12 protein-coding genes and 1 pseudogene are annotated in these 19355 nt (G+C 58.8%); 6 read left to right on the top strand and 7 right to left on the bottom strand.

Translation table 11 applies throughout. The features are described from left to right. Window positions 1–207: 207 nt before the first annotated feature. Window positions 208–1248: a dipeptidase gene (locus tag RS75_RS18960; RefSeq protein ID WP_045023620.1), complete on the top strand. Its 1041-nt coding sequence runs from the start codon at window positions 208–210 to the stop codon at window positions 1246–1248. A 62-nt stretch (window positions 1249–1310) separates the two neighbouring features. Here RS75_RS18960 and RS75_RS18955 read toward each other — a convergent pair whose 3' ends face one another. Next, window positions 1311–1604 carry a hypothetical protein gene (locus RS75_RS18955; protein ID WP_045023351.1) on the bottom strand — a complete coding sequence of 98 codons (294 nt, stop codon included), beginning with the start codon at window positions 1602–1604 and terminating at the stop codon, window positions 1311–1313. Between the two features lie 276 nt (window positions 1605–1880). Here RS75_RS18955 and mprF point away from each other — a divergent pair, with 276 nt between their 5' ends. The 4 genes from mprF to RS75_RS18935 all read left to right on the top strand — a co-directional run bounded on the left by mprF (window position 1881) and on the right by RS75_RS18935 (window position 10193). Next, entirely contained in the window at window positions 1881–4481 is a 2601-nt protein-coding gene (gene mprF / locus RS75_RS18950) for a bifunctional lysylphosphatidylglycerol flippase/synthetase MprF (RefSeq protein WP_045023349.1), read from the top strand. An 11-nt stretch (window positions 4482–4492) separates the two neighbouring features. After that, the gene (locus RS75_RS18945) at window positions 4493–5863 is read left to right on the top strand and encodes a virulence factor (protein WP_045023347.1); all 1371 of its coding nucleotides are present in this window, start codon (window positions 4493–4495) and stop codon (window positions 5861–5863) included. 292 nt (window positions 5864–6155) lie between these two features. Beyond that, window positions 6156–7484 (top strand): telomere resolvase TelA, encoded by a 1329-nt coding sequence (gene telA / locus RS75_RS18940; RefSeq protein WP_045023345.1) that lies wholly within the window; start codon window positions 6156–6158, stop codon window positions 7482–7484. Between the two features lie 384 nt (window positions 7485–7868). Beyond that, window positions 7869–10193 carry a DUF1217 domain-containing protein gene (locus RS75_RS18935; RefSeq protein ID WP_045023344.1) on the top strand — a complete coding sequence of 775 codons (2325 nt, stop codon included), beginning with the start codon at window positions 7869–7871 and terminating at the stop codon, window positions 10191–10193. Between the two features lie 8 nt (window positions 10194–10201). On the opposite strand, the pseudogene RS75_RS18930 reads toward RS75_RS18935, so the two are convergent. The 3 genes and pseudogenes from RS75_RS18930 to RS75_RS18920 form a co-directional block, all read right to left on the bottom strand. After that, window positions 10202–11212, bottom strand: a pseudogene (locus RS75_RS18930) (histidine kinase dimerization/phospho-acceptor domain-containing protein); the annotation flags it as partial. Then, complete coding sequence (locus RS75_RS18925; RefSeq protein WP_045023342.1) at window positions 11209–11883, bottom strand: response regulator transcription factor; 675 nt, start codon at window positions 11881–11883, stop codon at window positions 11209–11211. The gene RS75_RS18925 and the pseudogene RS75_RS18930, both read right to left, overlap by 4 nt. An 84-nt stretch (window positions 11884–11967) precedes the next feature. Further along, complete coding sequence (locus tag RS75_RS18920; protein ID WP_045023341.1) at window positions 11968–12639, bottom strand: TetR/AcrR family transcriptional regulator; 672 nt, start codon at window positions 12637–12639, stop codon at window positions 11968–11970. Window positions 12640–12785: 146 nt separating this feature from the next. Here RS75_RS18920 and RS75_RS18915 point away from each other — a divergent pair, with 146 nt between their 5' ends. Then, window positions 12786–14822 carry an NADH:flavin oxidoreductase gene (locus tag RS75_RS18915; protein ID WP_045023339.1) on the top strand — a complete coding sequence of 679 codons (2037 nt, stop codon included), beginning with the start codon at window positions 12786–12788 and terminating at the stop codon, window positions 14820–14822. A 27-nt stretch (window positions 14823–14849) separates the two neighbouring features. Here RS75_RS18915 and RS75_RS18910 read toward each other — a convergent pair whose 3' ends face one another. The 3 genes from RS75_RS18910 to RS75_RS18900 form a co-directional block, all read right to left on the bottom strand. Then, on the bottom strand, window positions 14850–15911 hold the full coding sequence (locus tag RS75_RS18910; RefSeq protein ID WP_045023338.1) for an ABC transporter ATP-binding protein: 1062 nt from the start codon (window positions 15909–15911) through the stop codon (window positions 14850–14852). Then, a complete protein-coding gene (locus RS75_RS18905; protein WP_045023337.1) occupies window positions 15908–18139 on the bottom strand; it encodes an ABC transporter permease in 2232 nt (743 codons plus the stop codon). The genes RS75_RS18910 and RS75_RS18905 overlap by 4 nt, the downstream gene beginning before the upstream one ends. Window positions 18140–18224: 85 nt before the next feature. Then, the gene (locus RS75_RS18900) at window positions 18225–19250 is read right to left on the bottom strand and encodes an ABC transporter substrate-binding protein (RefSeq protein ID WP_045023336.1); all 1026 of its coding nucleotides are present in this window, start codon (window positions 19248–19250) and stop codon (window positions 18225–18227) included. Window positions 19251–19355: the final 105 nt, after the last annotated feature.

Raw genomic sequence — 19355 nt, 5'->3', positions numbered from 1 at the left:
GGGAATGGAACGGGTTTGCCCCAATCCAGTCATTTTTTTTATGTTTTCCCGCGATTACCACGAGCAAACGAGGCGCGACCAATTCCAAATTTGGCAGAGCCTATGCACGGATTGCATTTGCTCCGGCCTTGACCTTTCCTCTACCAATTCTCAAAAGTCTGACGGACGCGCGCCCGCGCGCCTCCGCACATCCAAAGGTGAATGACCATGACCGATGAAAAAACCGTACCCGTCTTCGACGGCCACAACGATGTGCTTCTGCGGTTATGGCGATCGGGCAACGCTTCTCCCGAAACGCTTCTCATCGAGGGCGACACGGTTGGCCATATCGATCTGCCGCGCGCGAAGAAGGGCGGTCTGGCCGGCGGTCTCTGCGCCATCTACGTACCCTCGCCCAGCATGGAAAAGGACGCAAACGGCGACTACCCGACACCGGCAGAGGCGGACGCGCTGAAGGCGACGCTCGGCATGGCGACTCTGCTGTTCCGCGCCGAGAAACAATCCGGCGGTGCGCTGAAAGTCTGCCGCACGGCAGCCGATATCCGCAACGCCATGGCTGAGGGCGCCTTCGCCTCCGTCTTCCATATCGAGGGCGCGGAAGCGATCGGTGCCGATCTCGATGCGCTGCACGTTCTCCACGAAGCCGGTCTGCGCACGCTCGGGCCGGTCTGGAGCCGCCCGAACATCTTCGCATACGGCGTCCCCTTCCGTTTCCCGTCAACGCCGGATATCGGCCCCGGTCTCACCGATGCCGGCAAGCGGCTGGTGAAGACGTGCAACGAACTGAAGATCATGGTCGACCTGTCGCACATGAACGAGCAGGGTTTCTGGGACATCGCGAAGATTTCCGATGCGCCGCTGGTGGCGTCGCATTCCAACGCCTATGCGCTGTGCAACCACAGCCGCAACCTGACGGACCGCCAGCTGGACGCAATCCGCGACACGGGCGGCCTTGCCGGCATCAATTTCGGTGTTCTGTTTCTGCGCCAGGACGGTGTGAAGAACCCGCAGACCGATCTCGGCGAACTCGTCCGCCATGTCGACTATATCGTCAACCGCATCGGCATCGATCATGTGGCGCTCGGTTCGGACTTCGACGGCACGACCATTCCCGCCGCCATGAAGGATGCGGCCGATCTGCAATTGCTGGTCGAAGCCCTGCGCAAGGGCGGTTATGACGACGCAGCGCTCGCCAAGATCTGCCACGGCAACTGGGTGCGCGTGCTGGAGAAGACCTGGGGCGCATAAAGCGCCCCCGACTTCAACTTCTCCCCCGCCGCATCCGCGCCGGAGACATGAAGCGGCAGGCCTCAGGCCTTTGCCGCTTTTTTTCTGCCCGTGGCACGAAACGCCAGAAGACCGCCGACGACGGCAATCATCGCCCACTTGACCGGCAGCGCATCCGCCGTTTCGCTGCGGATCGGCAGAACCGTCACCGTTCCCGGACGCGATTCATATCCGGCTTGCCCGCTGGCCTTGGCGTCAGCGATCTGCTGCGGCGAAACGACCCATTCCGCGCCCCGCATCTTGTCATAGGCCATGTAGCCGCCACCCGCCAAAACGGCGATAGCGAGCGAAAGTACGATCCTTGTAGGCATGTTCATTTGCATCTCCTTCAATTGAAAGGAGCGTGTAGTCGCATCAAACACCATCACCAAGCAACCGTTACGGTCAATTTGGCGCGTTTTGGAGCAATCTCGAAAATCCCGCATTCCCCAGTTGCATTTTTACCTTTAGACTTGGCGGGCTTTGCGAAGAACCGCGCATAAACTTCACATCGACACTTCATGCTTTTCTGCTAATCACATTTCCGAAACCGAAACGAATTGGCGACACATTCCTGTGGTTCGCCAACCGGGAAACGGGCGCTGGATAATCAAATGGCAGACAAGAGCGAAATCATACAAACCGATGTCACGGAATCTGCGGTTGAGAGCTTTTTCGCAAGAAACCGTTCCTACCTGACCGCGATCGCCATCACGCTGGTCTTCGTGATGATGACCTTCGCCATATATCACCTGACCTCCGAAGTCCGCTATGACGATGTCATCGAAGCGCTGATGCAAACTTCGGCCTCGGCGGTTCTGCTCGCCATCGTCTTCACCGCGCTCAGCTTTCTGGCGCTGATCTTCTACGACGCCAATGCAATCGAATTTATCGGCCGCAAGCTTCCGTTTCCGCCCATGGCGGCAACGGCCTTCGCTGCCTACGCCATTGGCAATACCGCCGGTTTCGGGCCGTTGAGCGGCGGTGCGATCCGCTTTCGCGCCTATTCCCGGCTCGGGCTGTCGCCCGGCGAAATCGCCCGCGTCATTGCCTTCGTCACACTTTCCTTCGGGCTTGGCCTGCTTTCGGTCAGTGCAATCTCCACCCTGATCGTCGCGCCGCGTATCGCCGCCATTATTGGCGTCGACGCCCTGGTTCTCAGAACGGCCGCGCTGGCCGTTATCGCGGCTCTTGTCGTCGCCGCCTATGTCGGGCGCAACGGCCGCGCGATCCGGCTCGGCGCCTGGCGACTTCGCCTTCCCGACAGCCGCACATCCTCGCGTCAGTTCCTGGTTTCCGCCTTCGATATCGCCGCTTCCGCCTCCGTGCTCTACGTGCTGCTGCCCGACACGCATCTCGGCTGGCCGACATTCTTCGCAATCTACGCCACCGCCGTCGGCCTCGGCGTCCTCAGCCACGTGCCGGCCGGTCTCGGCGTTTTCGAAACCGTGATGGTCGCGGGCCTCGGCAATGCGATCAGCGTCGACCAATTGCTCGGAAGCCTCGTCCTTTACCGCGTGATCTATCACGTCCTGCCGCTGGTGGTCGCCATTCTGGTGATGCTCGTCTCCGAGATGAAGCAGTTCGCGGCAAAGCCGGTGGTTTCCGATATCAGCCAGCTTGCCGTCCGGCTCGCGCCGCCGCTTTTGTCGACCTTCGCGATGATCCTCGGCACCATGCTGATCTTTTCGAGCGTGACGCCGACACCCGACGGCAATCTGGATTTCCTGTCCAATTTCGTACCGTTGCCTATCATCGAGGCGGCGCATTTTCTCACCAGCATTCTCGGCCTCGTTCTGGTCGTCGCCTCGCGCGGCCTCGGGCAGCGGCTGGACGGCGCCTGGTGGATCGCCCTCGTCGCCGCCTCGCTGGCGCTGGTTCTCTCCCTCCTCAAGGCCATAGCGGTTTTCGAAGCCGCAATCCTCGGCATCTTCATCGCAGCCCTTGCCGCCAATATGCGCAGCTTCAACCGCCATGCTTCGCTGGTGAAGCAGGCGCTGGGCCCAAGCTGGCTCGCCGCCATGGCCGTCATCGTGGCGGGCGCGGCAACCATCCTGCTTTTCGTCTATCGCGATACGGATTACAGCCAGACATTGTGGTGGCAGTTCGAATTCTCCGAGGAAGCCCCACGCGGATTGCGCGCCCTTCTCGGCCTCGTACTCGCCTCGTCCACCATCGCCATCTTCAGCCTGATGCGGCCGGTGGCCTTCCGGCCGGATGCGATCGAGGCCGACGATGTCGCAAATGCCACCACCATCGTGATGACGCAGGATTCGGCCGACGCCAATCTGGTGCGTATGGGCGACAAGCACGTGATGTTCTCCGAAAGCGGCAACGCCTTCATCATGTACGGCATTCAGGGCCGCTCCTGGATCGCCTTCGCCGACCCTGTCGGCGACGAGGAGGATTTCCCCGATCTCGTCTGGCAATTCGTGGAAGCCGCCCGCGCGGCGGGCGCACGCGCCGCCTTTTACCAGATCTCGCCTTTTCTCCTGTCCCATTGCGCCGATGCGGGCCTGCGCGCCTTCAAGCTCGGCGAACTGGCGCTGGTGGACCTTACGGCGTTCGAACTGAAGGGGGGCAAACTCGCCAATCTCCGCCAGTCGCTGAGCCGCGGCGCGCGCGACGGGCTGACCTTCGAGGTCGTCGAACGATCGCATGTCGCAGATATTCTGGACGAGCTGAAACAGGTCTCCGACGGCTGGCTCGCGCACCACAATACGCGGGAAAAGCGCTTTTCACTCGGTGCTTTCGAGCCGGATTACATTCTGTCCCAGCCCGTCGCCGTGCTGCGCAAGGATGACAAGATCACCGCCTTCGCCAATCTGATGGTGACGGATACGAAAAAGGAAGCCACTGTCGATCTCATGCGCTTTTCACCGGATGCGCCGCGCGGCTCGATGGACTTCCTCTTCGTCAGCATCATGCAGCATCTGCGCGAGGCGGGATATGAAAGCTTCAATCTCGGCATGGCGCCCATGTCCGGCATGTCGAAACGCGATGCGGCGCCCGTCTGGGACCGCATCGGCAGCACGCTTTTCGAACATGGCGAACGTTTTTACAACTTTAAGGGGCTTCGTGCGTTCAAGACGAAGTTCCACCCAAAATGGGAACCGCGTTACCTTGCCGTGCAGAATGGCGCAGACGCCGCTCTGGCGCTGATGGATGCGACGGTTCTGATCAGTGGCGGTGTCAGAGGAGTGATCGGAAAATGAGAAAATACAGCATGTTGAAGACGGTCCTTGCCGCTTCCGCCCTGTTCGCTTCCCCCTTGTTTGCTTCCAGCGCCGCCTTGTCGCAGGACAAACCGGCCTATGAGACCGGCATGATCCCCGCCGAGCACATCATGGTGCCGGACGGCGATATTCTCGCCAGCGTCTTCCTGATTTCCGACGCGGACGGATGGACGAATACCGACGAAGAACGCGCCAAGGCGCTGGTGGAAAAAGGTGCCGCCGTGGTCGGCATCGACTTCAAGGAATATCTGAAGGCGCTTGAGGCCGATGACGACGACTGCATCTACATGATCTCGGACATCGAGTCGCTGTCGCAGCAGATCCAGCGCACCGCCGGCACCAGCAGCTATCGCCAACCTATCCTCACCGGCATCGGCAAGGGCGGAACGCTGGCACTGGCCATGATCGCGCAAAGCCCGGTTTCTACTGTCCGGGAAGCCATTGCCGTCGACCCCAAGGCCGGTCTGCCGCTTGAGAAGATACTCTGCACCCCCGCCACCAAGGACAAGGTGGATGGCGAGACGGTCTATGGTCTGACCGATGGCCCGCTGCCTGCGCCGGTCAGCGTGTTGTTCACGCCCGATGCGGACCAGAAGGGCCGCGACCACGTCAACGCGCTGGTAAAACTTCATCCCGATATCGACGTGACGGATGTGACCGACAAGGCGGACGAGGTTCTGACCCAGACCCTGTCCGATCAGTTTGATGCCGCCGGCGATGCGGACAGCCCACTCGGCCTGCCAATCAAGGTTCTGGAAACCAGCCCGGTGATGGACACCATGGCGGTGATCTATTCCGGCGACGGCGGCTGGCGCGATCTCGACGAGGAAGTGGGCGGCGCGCTGCAAAAACAGGGCATACCCGTGATCGGCGTCGATGCGCTGCGTTATTTCTGGAAAGAAAAGCAGCCTCAGGAAGTGGCGGGCGATCTCGCACGTATCATCGACACCTACCGCAAGGAATGGAAGGTTCGAAACGTGGTGCTGATCGGCTACTCCTTCGGTGCCGATATCATTCCCGCCACCTATAATCTTCTGCCGGAACGCGCGAAATCTCATGTCGTACAGCTAACCCTTATGGGGCTGTCGACCGAAGTGGATTTCGAAATTTCCGTCGAAGGCTGGCTGGGTGTCGCCGGCGAGGGCAAGGGCGGCAAGACCATCGACGACATCGCCAAAATAGACCCGAAGCTGGTGCAATGCATCTATGGAACGGAGGAAGAGGATGAAGATCCCTGCCCCGGCCTGAAAGCAAAAGGCGTGGAGGCGGTCGGCATCGAGGGCGGCCATCATTTCGATGAGGATTATGAAGGGCTGGCCAAGCGTATCGTGACATCGCTGAAGACCCGGCTGCCGAAATAGGCAGTCACGACCTGAAGGGCTTCGGGAAAACTCCCGAAGCCGCAATGCCGCTGGTCTTCAAACACCGCAAATAGCGCCATCGGCAGCATGCCGGCTTCCGAAATGGCCGACTGCAGCCCGGAAACCTTCCTCGAAAGTTCCTCGGCACCACGGCCATGCTTGCGGAATCGGTTAAAGTATTATTCAAAAGAAATATGCTGGCGGCGGATGTCCATGGCATTTCCGCAACCAAGCTTCTGTTGATTGCCAATCATAGATTTTATATTTCCGGACCGGTTCAGGGAGCCGCCGCATGCTCGCACGAAAGACAAAAACGCCTGTTCTTGTGGAACGCATCGACCAGTTCGTCGGCCGGGTGCGGGAGGCGATGAAAAGCAGCGACGCGTTGCGAAACAAAAAAATCCGCGATCTGTGGGACGCCGAGGTCCGCTACCATTTCGACAATGGCCGCACGGAAAAGACGCTCGAACTTTACATCATGAAATATCGCTATGCCCTGAAGGCTGAATTCGGCGCCAAGAGCACCCCGCTTGCCATCTGCAACATGAAAAAGCTGCGGGAGCGGCTGAAGACCTATATCGAGCGGGCCGACTATCCGAAAACCGGTGTGGCGACATCCATCGTCGAAAAAATCGAACGGGCGGAACTCAACACCGCCGGCCGCAAGCCGACCGTTCTTTTACGGATCGCCGATTTCATTGCCGCGATGAACGGCATCGGCTCGAAAGACGAGATGCAGGCTTTGTGGAACGCCGAAATAGGTATCATGAAGGGCAGAGCCCAGACAACGATCATCTCCTACATCACGAAATACCGCAACGCCGTCCGCGAAGCCTTCGGCGACGATCATCCGATGCTGAAGATCGCGACCGGCGATGCCGCAATGTATGACGAAGCGCGCCGGGTCAAGATGGAGAAGATCGCCAACAAGCACGGCGCCCTGATCACATTCGAGAACTACCGGCAGGTCCTGAAAATCTGCGCCGATTGCCTCCAGTCCGCCGATCCCCTGATGATCGGCATCGGCCTGATCGGCATGACGGGACGACGCCCCTATGAGGTCTTCACTCAAGCGGAATTTTCCCCTGCCCCTTATGGCAAGGGCATTTCCAAATGGAGCATCCTGTTTAACGGCCAGGCCAAGACGAAGCAGGGCGAAGGAACGAAGTTCGGGGTGACATACGAAATTCCCGTCCTTGCCCGCTCCGCCACGATCCTGTCCGCCTATCAACGCCTGCGCGAAAGCGGGCAGGGAAAATTGTGGCTCGGCATGTCGATCGACGATTTTTCGTCGGAAACCCGCCTGCTGCTCAGGGACACGGTCTTTAATCTGTTCGAGGATCACTGGCCGAAGCAGGAACTGCCCAAGCCCTATGGCCTGCGGCACCTTTACGCTGAGGTGGCCTATCACAATTTCGCCCCGCCACACGTCACGAAGAACAGCTATTTCGCGGCCATCCTCGGCCATAACAACAACGACCTCGAAACCTCGCTGTCCTACATGACCTATACGCTGCCGGAAGATCGCGACGATGCGTTGGCGCGGGCCAAACGCACGAACGAACGCACATTGCTGCAAATGGCGACCGTCATGCCGGTCTCCGGCAAAACCCCCCGGTAGCACCTGCAACCGCTCCGGAAAAAGCGACCGGTACCCTTTATCATAGGAATTGCACTGGCACGGCAGCCGGCGGCATTTTCGCATGCCGGTCCCGGCGGTCCTCACAGGTAGCCTACGCGAATTTGACAAGCCCCCCGGCCCGATTATCAACCGACGCATGCAGGGTGTCGGGGCTCGGTCCGCTTTTGCCTGCGCACCTCTAAACGCGGCAACATCAAGTAAAAATTCAATTTTATTAACATATATTCCTTCTAATTTAACAACATAGAATACATTATTTAGGAAAACCTTCCAAAAATACAGCTACAGGCAAGACTATAATACAATAGTTCAAAGTATTACTGGCGAGAACGAATATTTCGGCCACAGTTTTTCCGGAGACACATGGTGCTGTCCGCCTATACGACCTACGCTCTCTACAATCGTGATTTGGGATTGTCGCTGAAACGCGTCGCGAGCGACCCGGTCGTATCGCGTGATGCCAAATATTATGCGGACAATATCGGCAACGTCAAAAGCCTTGACGAGTTCCTGAAGGACTACAGGCTCTACTCCTACGCCATGAAAGCCCACGGCCTGGAAGACATGACCTATGCCACTGCCTTCATGAAGAAGGTGCTGGAAAGCGATCTCAACGACCCGAACAGTTTCGCCAACAAACTGAAGGATACACGATACCGCGACTTCGCGACGGCGTTCGATTTCGGCAACATCAAAGCGGAAAAATCAGTTCAGACGAAATCACAGCAGGACCGCCTGATTGCCACCTATCACGATACGATTGAACAGGAAGCCGAGGAGCTAAAGGAAGAGACGCGGTTTTATAACATCGCCATCGAAAAGGTCGGCCATGTCGACGATATCTTCAAGAACACGCGGCTTCGGGATTATATCTTCAAATCCTTCACTATCGACGCCGAAACCTTCAGCTACCAGCACGTCAAAGACGTTCTCACCAGCGATATCAGCAACGCCGATAGCTATATCAACAAGACCTACAAGCCATTGATTCCGGACTGGAAGGAAAAGGCGGCCGACCTGCGCATAGAACGCGCGAAAATCGCATCCATCGACAAGGTGGCGCTCGCAAAGATCGACTATCTGATCAGCCAGTATAACAAGCGTATCAACGATGCGAACAAGTTGTTCGAGATGGCGGCGGCGTTCAATTTCCAGGGTGATGGCCGGGTGGATGACGGCATGCCGGCGCAGACGGCGGCCCAAAGGCGACTGGTCAACGAAACCTACGTTCTCTCAAATCCCCGCCTGACGCAGGCCGGAGCGGTTCTCAACCGTGATTATTTCACCGACAAGATGAAAACCATCACCGAGGCCAGCCAGATGACCCAATTTGTGCGCCTGAGAACGATGCTGATCGTCAGTTTCAATCTGATGGACAATGACGAGACCGACGAGAAAATCGGCTGGGCTCTTTTACAGGACCCGGATGATCCGCAAAGTCCTGTCCACAAAGAGAAAGACAAGGGTCTCGTCGATCTGGCACGGGCCTTCAATTTCGGTGCGGATGGCAAGATCGAGACCGGAAAGACGGCCCAGACCACCGAACAGCTCAACACCATGATGAATTTCTATTTCAGCCGCTACAATGACAAGGACGAAGTGGCGGACGAGAAGGCGATCAAGGACTACCGGCGCTACATCGGCCTGACGAAAAATCTCGCGGATTTTCTGTCCGACGCGCAGGCGGCGGTCATCATTCGAAACTTCGCCCTGAAGGCGTTTGATATTTCCGCTGGAGAAGCGTCGTCCTTCACACTCAAACGGGTGTTCACCAGCGATCTATCGGACCCGAAAAGCTACGTTTACACACTGAAAGACGATCGCTTTGTGCGGCTTGCCAAGGCCTTTAACTTTGATTCCGAAGGCAAGATCGGCTCGCCACGGCTCGCCCAGGCGGAAAACGAGATCACCCGGATATCGCGGAGTTACCTGACGGAAATCACCCGTTGGGACAAGGACAAGAAGGTCAAGGAGAAGGCGGAGAAAGAGATCACCTATTATCGCCAGCGCATGGAAACACTCGAAACCGCCGATCAACTGCTTGCCGATCGTCGCCTGCTCGATTTCATGCTGGTTGCGCAGCGTATCGACCCCAAATCGGTCACCACCGATTATCTGAAGAAGATTTTCAAATCCGATCTTCAGGACCCCAAAAGCTTCGCCAACACCGAAACCGATGCCCGTTTCCGGGCTCTTGCCGGTTCCTTCAATTTCGACGCTAAGGGAAAGATCAACACAAAAGCCGGCCAGAACGTGCAGAACACCCGCAGCCTCATGGAGATGCGCGACAAATATGTTCGCCAGACGCTGGAGGAACGGGCCGGCGAAGAAAATTCCGGGGTTCGCCTTGCCCTTTACTTCAAGCGGATGGCCGGCGGCATTTCCAACTCCTATGACATATTGGCCGATAATGCGCTTGCTGAGTTCACCCGCACCGCCCTTGGAATTCCTGCCGAAACCGCAAATTCCAAGCTGGATGCGCAGGTGAAGATGATCGAGAAAAAACTGAAGATAAAGGACCTGCAGGACCCCAAGAAGGTCGAAAAGCTGGTCAACCGTTTTCTGGTCATGTTCGAGGCCAACAATTCAGCGCCCGATCCTCTCCTGACATTATTGGGCGGCAGTTCCTCGATCAGCGGCAATACGCTCGCGACGTTGGCACAGCTGCGCGGCGGTCGCAGAGGCTAGAATACGCCCGCGATGCGCCCGACAAGAATATTCAGATCCTGCTGCTCGGCGGGCAACTCCACCGCACCCACCGCCTGCATCTCCAGCAGCTGATGCGCAACGCGTGTCAGGCGATCCATATCGGCCCGCAACTGCCGGCTCAGTTCGTCGTCGGGCAAAAGGTCGGCTCTTATCCGCGCGATTGCAATCGGCGTTCTCAGCTCATGAGCGGCATCGGCAAGAAAGCGGTTGCGGCGATTATACCCCTCATCCAGCTTGGAGAGCGCAACATTGAAGGCGTCCACCAATGGAATGATTTCATTGGGCACCTTCGAACGATCGATACGGGCGGAACGGTTTTCGAAGTTGATAGATTGCGCCTGGTTGACCGTTTCCATAAGGCCGCTCAGTGAACGGCCGACCGCACGCGGTGTCACGAGCAATGTTGCAAAACCGGTCAGGAGCAGCATGGGGACGACGGCAATCAGAATGATGAAGCCGAAACCGGGCAGCACGGTGAGCCAGCGGATTGCGCCGTCACGGTCTTTTTCCAGATCGAGCTGCATGCTGATCCAGAGATTGAGGCCATCGGTCGGAAAACTCCCCTCCGTTCCGGCAATGAATTGCAGCCGTCCGGCAGGCGTATCGCGATTTTCCATGGTGGCGCGGATTTTATCCCCGGTTTCCAGGCGCGCCCGCTCCAGGGTGCGGGGGAACGTCGCCGTCAGAGCCGGGGGTATTTCTCCGTATTGCGAAACGATTGCATCGGCGTCCCACACCGTGAACCAGAGGTTCGGGTAGCGCTGTTTCAGCTCAGCCAGTCCGGGCGTAGCCGCAATTTGCACCCGGCCCTGTCCATCCCTTGTCACGCTTTCCGCAACGACCCGGACGGCCTCTTCGTTGGCGTCTTCCAGTTGCGGATTGATGATCCATATCCAGCTGACGAGGAGGACGACAAAGAGAACGAGAAAAAACGCCTGCAACGCGAAAAGACGCTTCATCAGCGCCCACCGCAGGGATCGGTTACGCTCCTGTTTCATGCATTCGACCGGATGAGATAACCGATGTTTCGCACGGCCCTTATCTCGACCGTGGCTTCGGCCTGCGCGAGCTTCTTTCTGATCCGGGAAATATGGGCATCCAGAGCATTCGATTCGATCTCATCATCAAGGGTATAAACCGCCTCGACCAGATTGGGTCTCGTCACGATGCGGTTCGGGCGTCGCATCAGAGCCTCGAGCACCAGATATTCGCGACGCCGAAATTCGATGGTGGAACCGGCAACGGAGACTTCATTGCTCTTCGGATCAATGCTCAGATTTCCGAAACTCACATATTTGCCGGAGAGCGAAGGGCCGCGCCTGTGCAGCGCCCGAAGGCGAGCGAGCAATTCCTCGATCGCAAAGGGCTTGGCGAGATAATCGTCCGCGCCGGCATCGAGCCCGTCAACGCGGTGATCGACACTTCCAAGCGCCGTCAAAACAAGGATCGGCACGGAATGCCTGGCTTTGCGAAGCGAAGACACAAGGCTTAACCCTTCGCCATCGGGAAGACGGCGATCCAGAACCAGCACATCGTAAGTCCCGTCGCGCGCCAGAGCATCGGCATCGGCGATCGTGCTGACGTGATCCGCAAGCACATCACGCCGGCGCAAGGCTTCGAGCAATGCTCGCGCCATTTCAGGTTCATCCTCAAGAAGCAAGATTCGCAATGACTTTTTCCTCGAAGGTGAACTCTTGCCGTCCCCACCACTGGTCGGTGAATGTTGCAGCTACATTGCACGCGTGGAGCCAGACTATTCTTCTTCCATCACCTCGCCCGACGCACTCCAGGTGTCCGATCCCGGCCTGTATCCGTGGCGTGCATAAAACCGGTCAAGCTCGCGCTGCTGCGGCACTTCGCCGGTGTAGATCGCTATATAGTCCGGGATCCTTTTCATGCGCACGGCCACATCCTCCTCCGACTGCATGGAGATATAGCCGATCTGCACGAGATAGGTGGTGCGGGCACGCACATCCGCCATGGTTTCGGAGTGGCCGAAACGCGCGAACATGTGCGAAAGCGCATCCATTCTCGTCCGGTCGGCCTCGCGCACCTCGGCAAGAATGTTGTCGGACTGAAGCGCCCAGCTGCGCACCGCAAATTCGAACCTGTTGTCGAAAAGGCGGGAATCCAGCCAGCAATCGAAAACATTCAGCATCGCTTCGGCGAGGGTCTCCGCATAGGCCTCGGACTGCCTGACGATGCTGCCGGTATTCTTCTCGCGCCAGCGGGCGACCAATGCGACCAGCAACTCCTCCCGATCCCTGAAGAACCAGTAGAAACTCGTGCGCGACAGGTTGAGCTTTTTCGCCAGCGGCAGGATTTTCACGGAATCCACACCGGATTCGAGAAGGGCCTGATAGGCGGCCTCAAGCCAGCCCTCCTGCGATCCACGCCAACCGATCTCGTTCAATGTCGCTTCCATGATGATTTCCTATCAAATCGACCTGGTCGCGACAAGGCGAATGTCCACTCATGTCGAATGCATAAACACAAGTGTTTTATTAATTGACACCTATGTACATTCCCGCTTAGCCTTCTCCTAACAAACTTTCCTGGAGCACGCTCGCCATGTCGAATGATCCCCTTCTTCAGCCTTACCAGCTGAAGCATCTCACCCTGCGAAACCGCATCATCGTCACCTCGCATGAACCCGCTTATCCGGAGGACGGCATGCCGAAAGGGCGCTACCGCGCCTACACGGTCGAGCGGGCAAAGGGCGGCGTGGCCTTGACGATGACGGCCGGCTCCGCCGCCGTATCCAAAGACAGCCCACCCGTCTTCAACAATCTGCTGGCCTATAAGGATGAAATCGTTCCGTGGATCAGGGAAATGACCGACGCCGTGCATGAAGAGGGTGCGGCGATCATGATCCAGCTGACGCATCTCGGCCGCCGCACCCGTTGGGACAAGGGAGACTGGTTGCCGGTGCTGGCGCCATCCCACCAGCGGGAAGCCGCGCATCGCGCTTTTCCGAAGAAGATCGAGGACTGGGATATCGAGCGCATCATCAAGGACTTCGCCAATGCCGCAGAACGCATGAAGGCCGGCGGCATGGACGGGGTGGAGCTGGAAGCCTATGGCCATCTCATCGACCAGTTCGTCTCACCGCTGACCAATGAGCTGGATGGACCCTATGGCGGTTCGCTGGACAACCGCATGCGTTTCTGTTTCGACGTCTTCAGGGCGATGCGCGAACGTGTGGGCGACGATTTCATCCTCGGGGTTCGCTATACCGCCGACGAATGTCTTGAGGGCGGCACCGGAAAAGCCGAGGGCCTCGAAATCTCGCGCCGGTTGAGGGATAGCGGCCTCATCGACTATCTCAACGTTATCAGGGGCCATATCGACACCGATCCCGGCCTGACCGACGTCATTCCCATTCAGGGCATGGTGAACGCGCCGCATCTGGACTTCGCAGGCGAAATCCGCGCGGCGACCAATTTTCCCACCTTCCACGCCGCCAAAATCCAGGATGTCGCCACCGCCCGATACGCAATCGCCTCCGGCAAGGTCGACATGGTCGGCATGACGCGCGCCCACATGACCGATCCGCATATCGTGCGCAAGATCATGGAAAAGCGGGAGGACGATATTCGCCCCTGTGTGGGCGCCAATTACTGTCTTGATCGCATCTATCAGGGTGGTCTCGCCTTCTGCATTCACAACGCGGCGACCGGCCGTGAAGAAACCATGCCGCACGAGATCACCAAGGCGACGGAAAGCCTAAAGGTGGTGATCGTCGGTGCCGGTCCGGCCGGGCTGGAGGCCGCGCGTGTCTGTGCCGAACGCGGCCACGAGGTCGTCGTCTTCGAGGCCGCGAACGATCCCGGCGGCCAGATCCGCCTGACCGCGCAAAGCGAACGCCGCCGCGAAATGATCGGTATCATCGACTGGCGCATGAGCCAGTGTGAAAGGCTGGGCGTTACCTTTCACTTCAACAGCTGGGCGGAAACGGACACAATTCTTTCTGAAAACCCCGACGTGGTTATCATCGCCACGGGCGGACTGCCGCATACCGACGTGCTTTCGGCAGGCAACGATCTCGTCATCTCCGCATGGGATATCATTTCCGGGGACGTCAAGCCGGGCACCAATGTGCTGGTTTTCGACGATGCCGGCGATCATGCGGGCTTGCAGGCCGCCGAATTTATCGCAAAAGCGGGTGCGAAAGTGGAGATCATGACACCGGATCGCGCTTTTGCCCCTGAGGTCATGGCGATGAACCTCGTGCCCTACATGCGCTCGCTGCAAAAGCTCGACGTCACCTTCACCGTCACCTATCGGCTGGAAGCGGCGGAAAGAAACGGCAACCAGCTCATCGCCCGCGTCGGCAGCGATTATGGCGGCGTGACGAAAACAAGAACCGTGGACCAGATCGTCGTCAATCACGGCACGGTCCCGCTCGACGATCTCTATTTCGAACTCAAACCCGGCTCGAAGAACCTCGGCGAAATATCCTACGACGCCCTGCTGGCTGGCTCCGCCCAAACCGTCGAGCGCAATCCGGACGGCGACTACCGGCTCTTCCGGATCGGCGACGCGGTCGCCGCACGCAACACCCATGCGGCGATCTACGATGCGCTGCGTCTCGCAAAGGACATTTGAGAGGACCGCCGCGATACGCTTTGAAATTCAGGCCTGGATCAACGCAATGCCACGGTTCTTGAAGCCGAGTGTGACATCGCTTTCGGGCGGCAGACTGGTCTCGACGGCATGGTCGATAATGAAGAGCGTGCCGATATCGGTCTCGACTTCATATTCGACGTGACCGCCGAGATAGGCGCTGTGCAGCACCCGACCGGCAAGCCCCTGCCCGCCCGATTGGGCGATGGAAATCGCCCCCGGACGAACCGCAAGCTTTGCCGGGCCGGGCTTGGCGTTGCGTGCCGCAACCCGGTGATCGATCCCCCCGACGCGGATCAACGCATCGGCGCCCTCAAGGCTGACCACCTCGCAGCCGACGACATTCGCTTCGCCCATGAAGTCGGCGATGAATGAAGATGCCGGCGCTTCGTAGAGTTCCCGTGGCGCGCCCGACTGGGCGATCTCACCTTCCTTCATCACGATGATCCGGTCGGAAACGGCCAGCGCCTCGTCCTGATCATGCGTCACATAAACGGCGGTAAAGCCCAGCCGCTGCTGCAATTCACGGATTTCGGTGCGAACCCGGCGGCGAAGCCGCGCATCGAGGTTGGAAAGCGGCTCATCAAGCAGCAGCACCTGCGGCTCAAGCACCAGGGCGCGAGCAACCGCGACACGCTGCTGTTGACCGCCGGAGAGTTCGGCCGGCAGGCGGTGCCCCATGCCCGCAAGGCCCACGAGCTTCAGCCCTTCCTCTGCCTTTTCCCGTGCTTCCGCCTTCCGCAATCCCGAAGACTGTAGGCCATAGGCGACATTGTCGAGCGCCGTCATATGCGGGAAAAGCGCATAGGACTGAAAGACCATCGAGACATCGCGCTCATTGGCTGGCAGCATGGTCACATCCTTGTCGCCGATCAGAATGCGACCGGCAGTCGGGTGCTCCAGACCCGCCAGCATGCGCAGCGTCGTCGTCTTGCCGCAGCCCGAAGGGCCGAGCAGGGTCACCAGCGTTCCGGGCTCGATGGTGAGCGAAAGGTCGGGGATGGCGGTGAAGGCGCCGAAGGTCTTGCGGACATTCTGAAAGGTGACGGAACCGGGCTTTACGGAAATCATGCGGTTTTCTCCTGAGCGAGAGGAACGGAGGAAGCGGAGGGCAGTCCTGCGACACGGTTTTCGCGTCGCAGGCGACGCTCGCCCACAAGGAACTGGAAGCCGGTGATGACCGTGATCATCACGACGATCAGCATAGAGGAATAGGCAATGGCCACACCGTATTCGCCGTTTTCGACGAGACCGACGATGTAGGAAGTCGCCATGTTGTACTGGGCGCTGACGAGGAAGATGACGGCGCTGATGGAAGTGATCGCACGGACGAAGGAATAGACCAGAGCCGCCGTGATCGCCGGGCGCAGCAGCGGCAGGATGACCTTCCTGATCGTGCGGAAACTGTCGGCGCGCAGCGTCAGCGAGGCCTCGTCGAGGCTCTTGTCGAGCTGGCTCATCGCCGCGATGCCGCCGCGCACACCGACCGGCATGTTGCGGAAGACGAAGCAGGCGATCAAAACCAGCGCCGATCCCGTCATTTCCACCGGCGGCAGGTTGAAGGCCATGATGTAGCTGACGCCGATAACCGTTCCGGGAATGGCAAAGCTCATCATCAAGGCGAATTCGAAGATGTTCCGCCCGGCGAACTTTTGCCGCACGATGATATAGGCCGTCAGCAGACCGACGGCAGCGGTCAGCGGCGCCGAAACCAGCGCGATCTCCATGGTTGTCCAGAACGAGTTCCAGGCAACGCCGGTCCAGGCAATCGAGCCATTGGAGAAGCTGACGGAGAAGGCGCGGATGTAGTGGTCAAGCGTCAGTGAATTATCGAGACCCCAGGTCTTCACGAAACCACCGACGAGGATCATGCCATAAACGACGACGGTGAAGAGCATCCACGGAATGACAACGGCATGGACGCCGATTGAAAGGCCGCGCGGCAGGGCGATATGCGCGCCGCTATCGCCCTTGCCGGTGACAGTCGCGAAGTTCTTGCCCGATAGCCAGAAACGCTGGGCGAGAAAAGCCGAAAGCGTGAAACACAACAGGACGATAGCCAGAACCGCCGCGCGCGAGGGATCGTTCTGCGAACCGACGACAGCAAAGAAGATTTCCGTCGACAGCACCCCATGGGTGCCGCCAAGCACCAGCGGATTGCCGAAATCCGCCATGCTTTCGATGAAGCCGATGAGGAAGGCATTGGCAAGACCGGGCTTCATCAGCGGCAACGACACCCGCCAGAATGTGCGCCAGCGGTCGGCGCGAAGCGTTTGCGACGCCTCTTCCATCGACGGGCTGACACCCTCGACGACGCCGATCAGCACCAGGAAGGATATCGGCGTGAAGGAGAGAACCTGCGCGATCCAGATGCCGGTGAGACCATAAAGCCAGCGGCCGGGTTCGATGCCGAAGAGATAGGACAGCCATTCGGTAACGACACCGGCGCGGCCAAAGAGCAGCGTCAAGGCAAGGCCGATGACGAAAGGCGGCGTGATGATCGGCAGAACCGTCAGAAGGCGCAGGCCCTTCTTGAACGGAAAGCGGGTGCGGGTGGCAACCAGTGCAAAACCCAGCCCCAGCACGGTGGAGCCGAAGGCGGTCATCAAGGCAAGGAAAAGCGTCCGCCAGGCCACGCCGCAACGCTCCTCACCCATGACGCAGCCGAGGCTCCAGATGCCGGGATCCTGAATATTACGGATGAAACCGTCGGCATTGAAGGAGCCATCGAAATCCTGAACGGATGCGATCAGCATGCTGCCGATCGGATAAAACACGAAAACGGTGACGAGGAAGACCAGAATGGAAATCGAGCCGACGACAAAGGCATCGCCCTTCATCACGCCGCGTTCGGCAAGCCCGAAGGCAAAGAAAAGCACGAAGACCAGCGACATGACGACGGCCCCGGCCCCCATGGCGGGCTGGCCATCGGCAAGCATACCGAAGAGGTTTTCGCTGACGGTCCATGTCCAGCCGGTAAATCCAATCGCCAGTCCCTGCAAAATCAGAACCATGAGACCGGCAGCACCGATCCACGCCAGCAGCTTGCCGCGTCGCATCGGATCGCTGATCGGGCGGACAAGGCATCCGGCGAGGAAAAAGAAGGCGGCACCGGCAAGCCAGGGTTTTCCATAAACCAATATTTGCAGCACACCGGGCGCATTGCTGGAGGAAGAAAGAAACTCCGACAGCCAGCGGAAGCTGAAAAATCCGCCTTCAATGCGATACCAGGGAAGAAAAACCAGGGCCAAAGCCCCGAGCGCCAGGACAATGTTCAGCCTGCGATTGCCACGTGTCATGGCCGACCTCGCTTATTTCATGCCGATGAAAGAATGGCGGACACCCCGGCTTTAAAAGCCGGGATGCCGATCGCCGGAGTTCAGATCAGTTTGCGACAGCACCGACCTCACGGTCCCAGCGCTCCAGCAGTGCCTTGCGCTTGGCGGAGTCACCATAGGTCTTGAAGTCGTAGTCGATGAGCTTGATGTCCTCGAACTTCGGCGCTTCCTTCGGCACTTCCGCCGTCTTGTTGGACGGAAGCTGGAAGGACTTGGCGTCCTTCATGCGCGACTGGACGTCTGCCTTGAGGGCCCAGTCATACCAGGTCTTCGCATTTTCGAGGTTGCGGGCACCCTTGATGATCGACATGGAGCCGATTTCGTAGCCGGTGCCTTCGCAGGGAGCGACAGACTTGACGGGGAAACCTTCCGCCGTCTGCGCCACGGCATCATGCATGAAGACGATGCCAAGCGCCGTCTCGCCACGCGCTGCCGCCTTGACCGGCGCGGAACCGGACTTGGTGTATTGCGAGATGTTGGCGTTGAGCTTCTTCAGATAATCGATCGCCTGATCTTCGCCCATGATCTGCACGAGCGAGGCAAGCGCCGTATAGGCGGTGCCCGAAGAGTTGGGATTGGCGATCTGGATTTCGCCCTTCAGTTCCGGTGCGAGCAGATCGGCCCAGCACTTCGGCTCCTTGTAGCCCTTGGACTTGAAGATTTCGGTGTTGTAGCCCCAGCCCAGCGCGCCGGCATAAACGCCGACAGTTCTGTAACCGGTGCTTTCCGCCTGCTTGACGGCCCAGTCCTGCAGCTGATCGAGCATTGGCGACTTGTATTCGAGCGTCAGGTTTTCGGAAGCCGCCTGCATGTGCGGGTCGCCGGTGCCGGCCCACCAGATATCGGTCTTCGGGTTGCGGGCTTCCGCACGCACCTTGGCATAGGTTTCGCCGGAAGAAAGGCGAACCATATTGACCTTGATGTCATGCGACTTCTCGAAATCGCCCTTCATCTGTTCGCAGATGACGACATCGGCCGAGCAGATCAGGTTAAGCTCGCCAGCCGCCTGCACCGATGTGGTGCCGAGTGCCGTACCGGCAAAAAGCAATGTGGAAAGTATCGTCAGTCGCATGGTTATCCTCCTGTAGCTTGCGTCTGAATGGTTGGGCCGCGCGCAAACATGGCGCTGCCGGTCGCGGCAACTTGTGCTGCCACGCTGTCTGTTTTTTCGGTCTTG

It is taken from the genome of Rhizobium nepotum 39/7 (assembly GCF_000949865.1).
Classification (GTDB): Bacteria; Pseudomonadota; Alphaproteobacteria; order Rhizobiales; family Rhizobiaceae; genus Agrobacterium; species Agrobacterium nepotum.
This window is presented reverse-complemented; position numbering and strand designations above follow the sequence as displayed.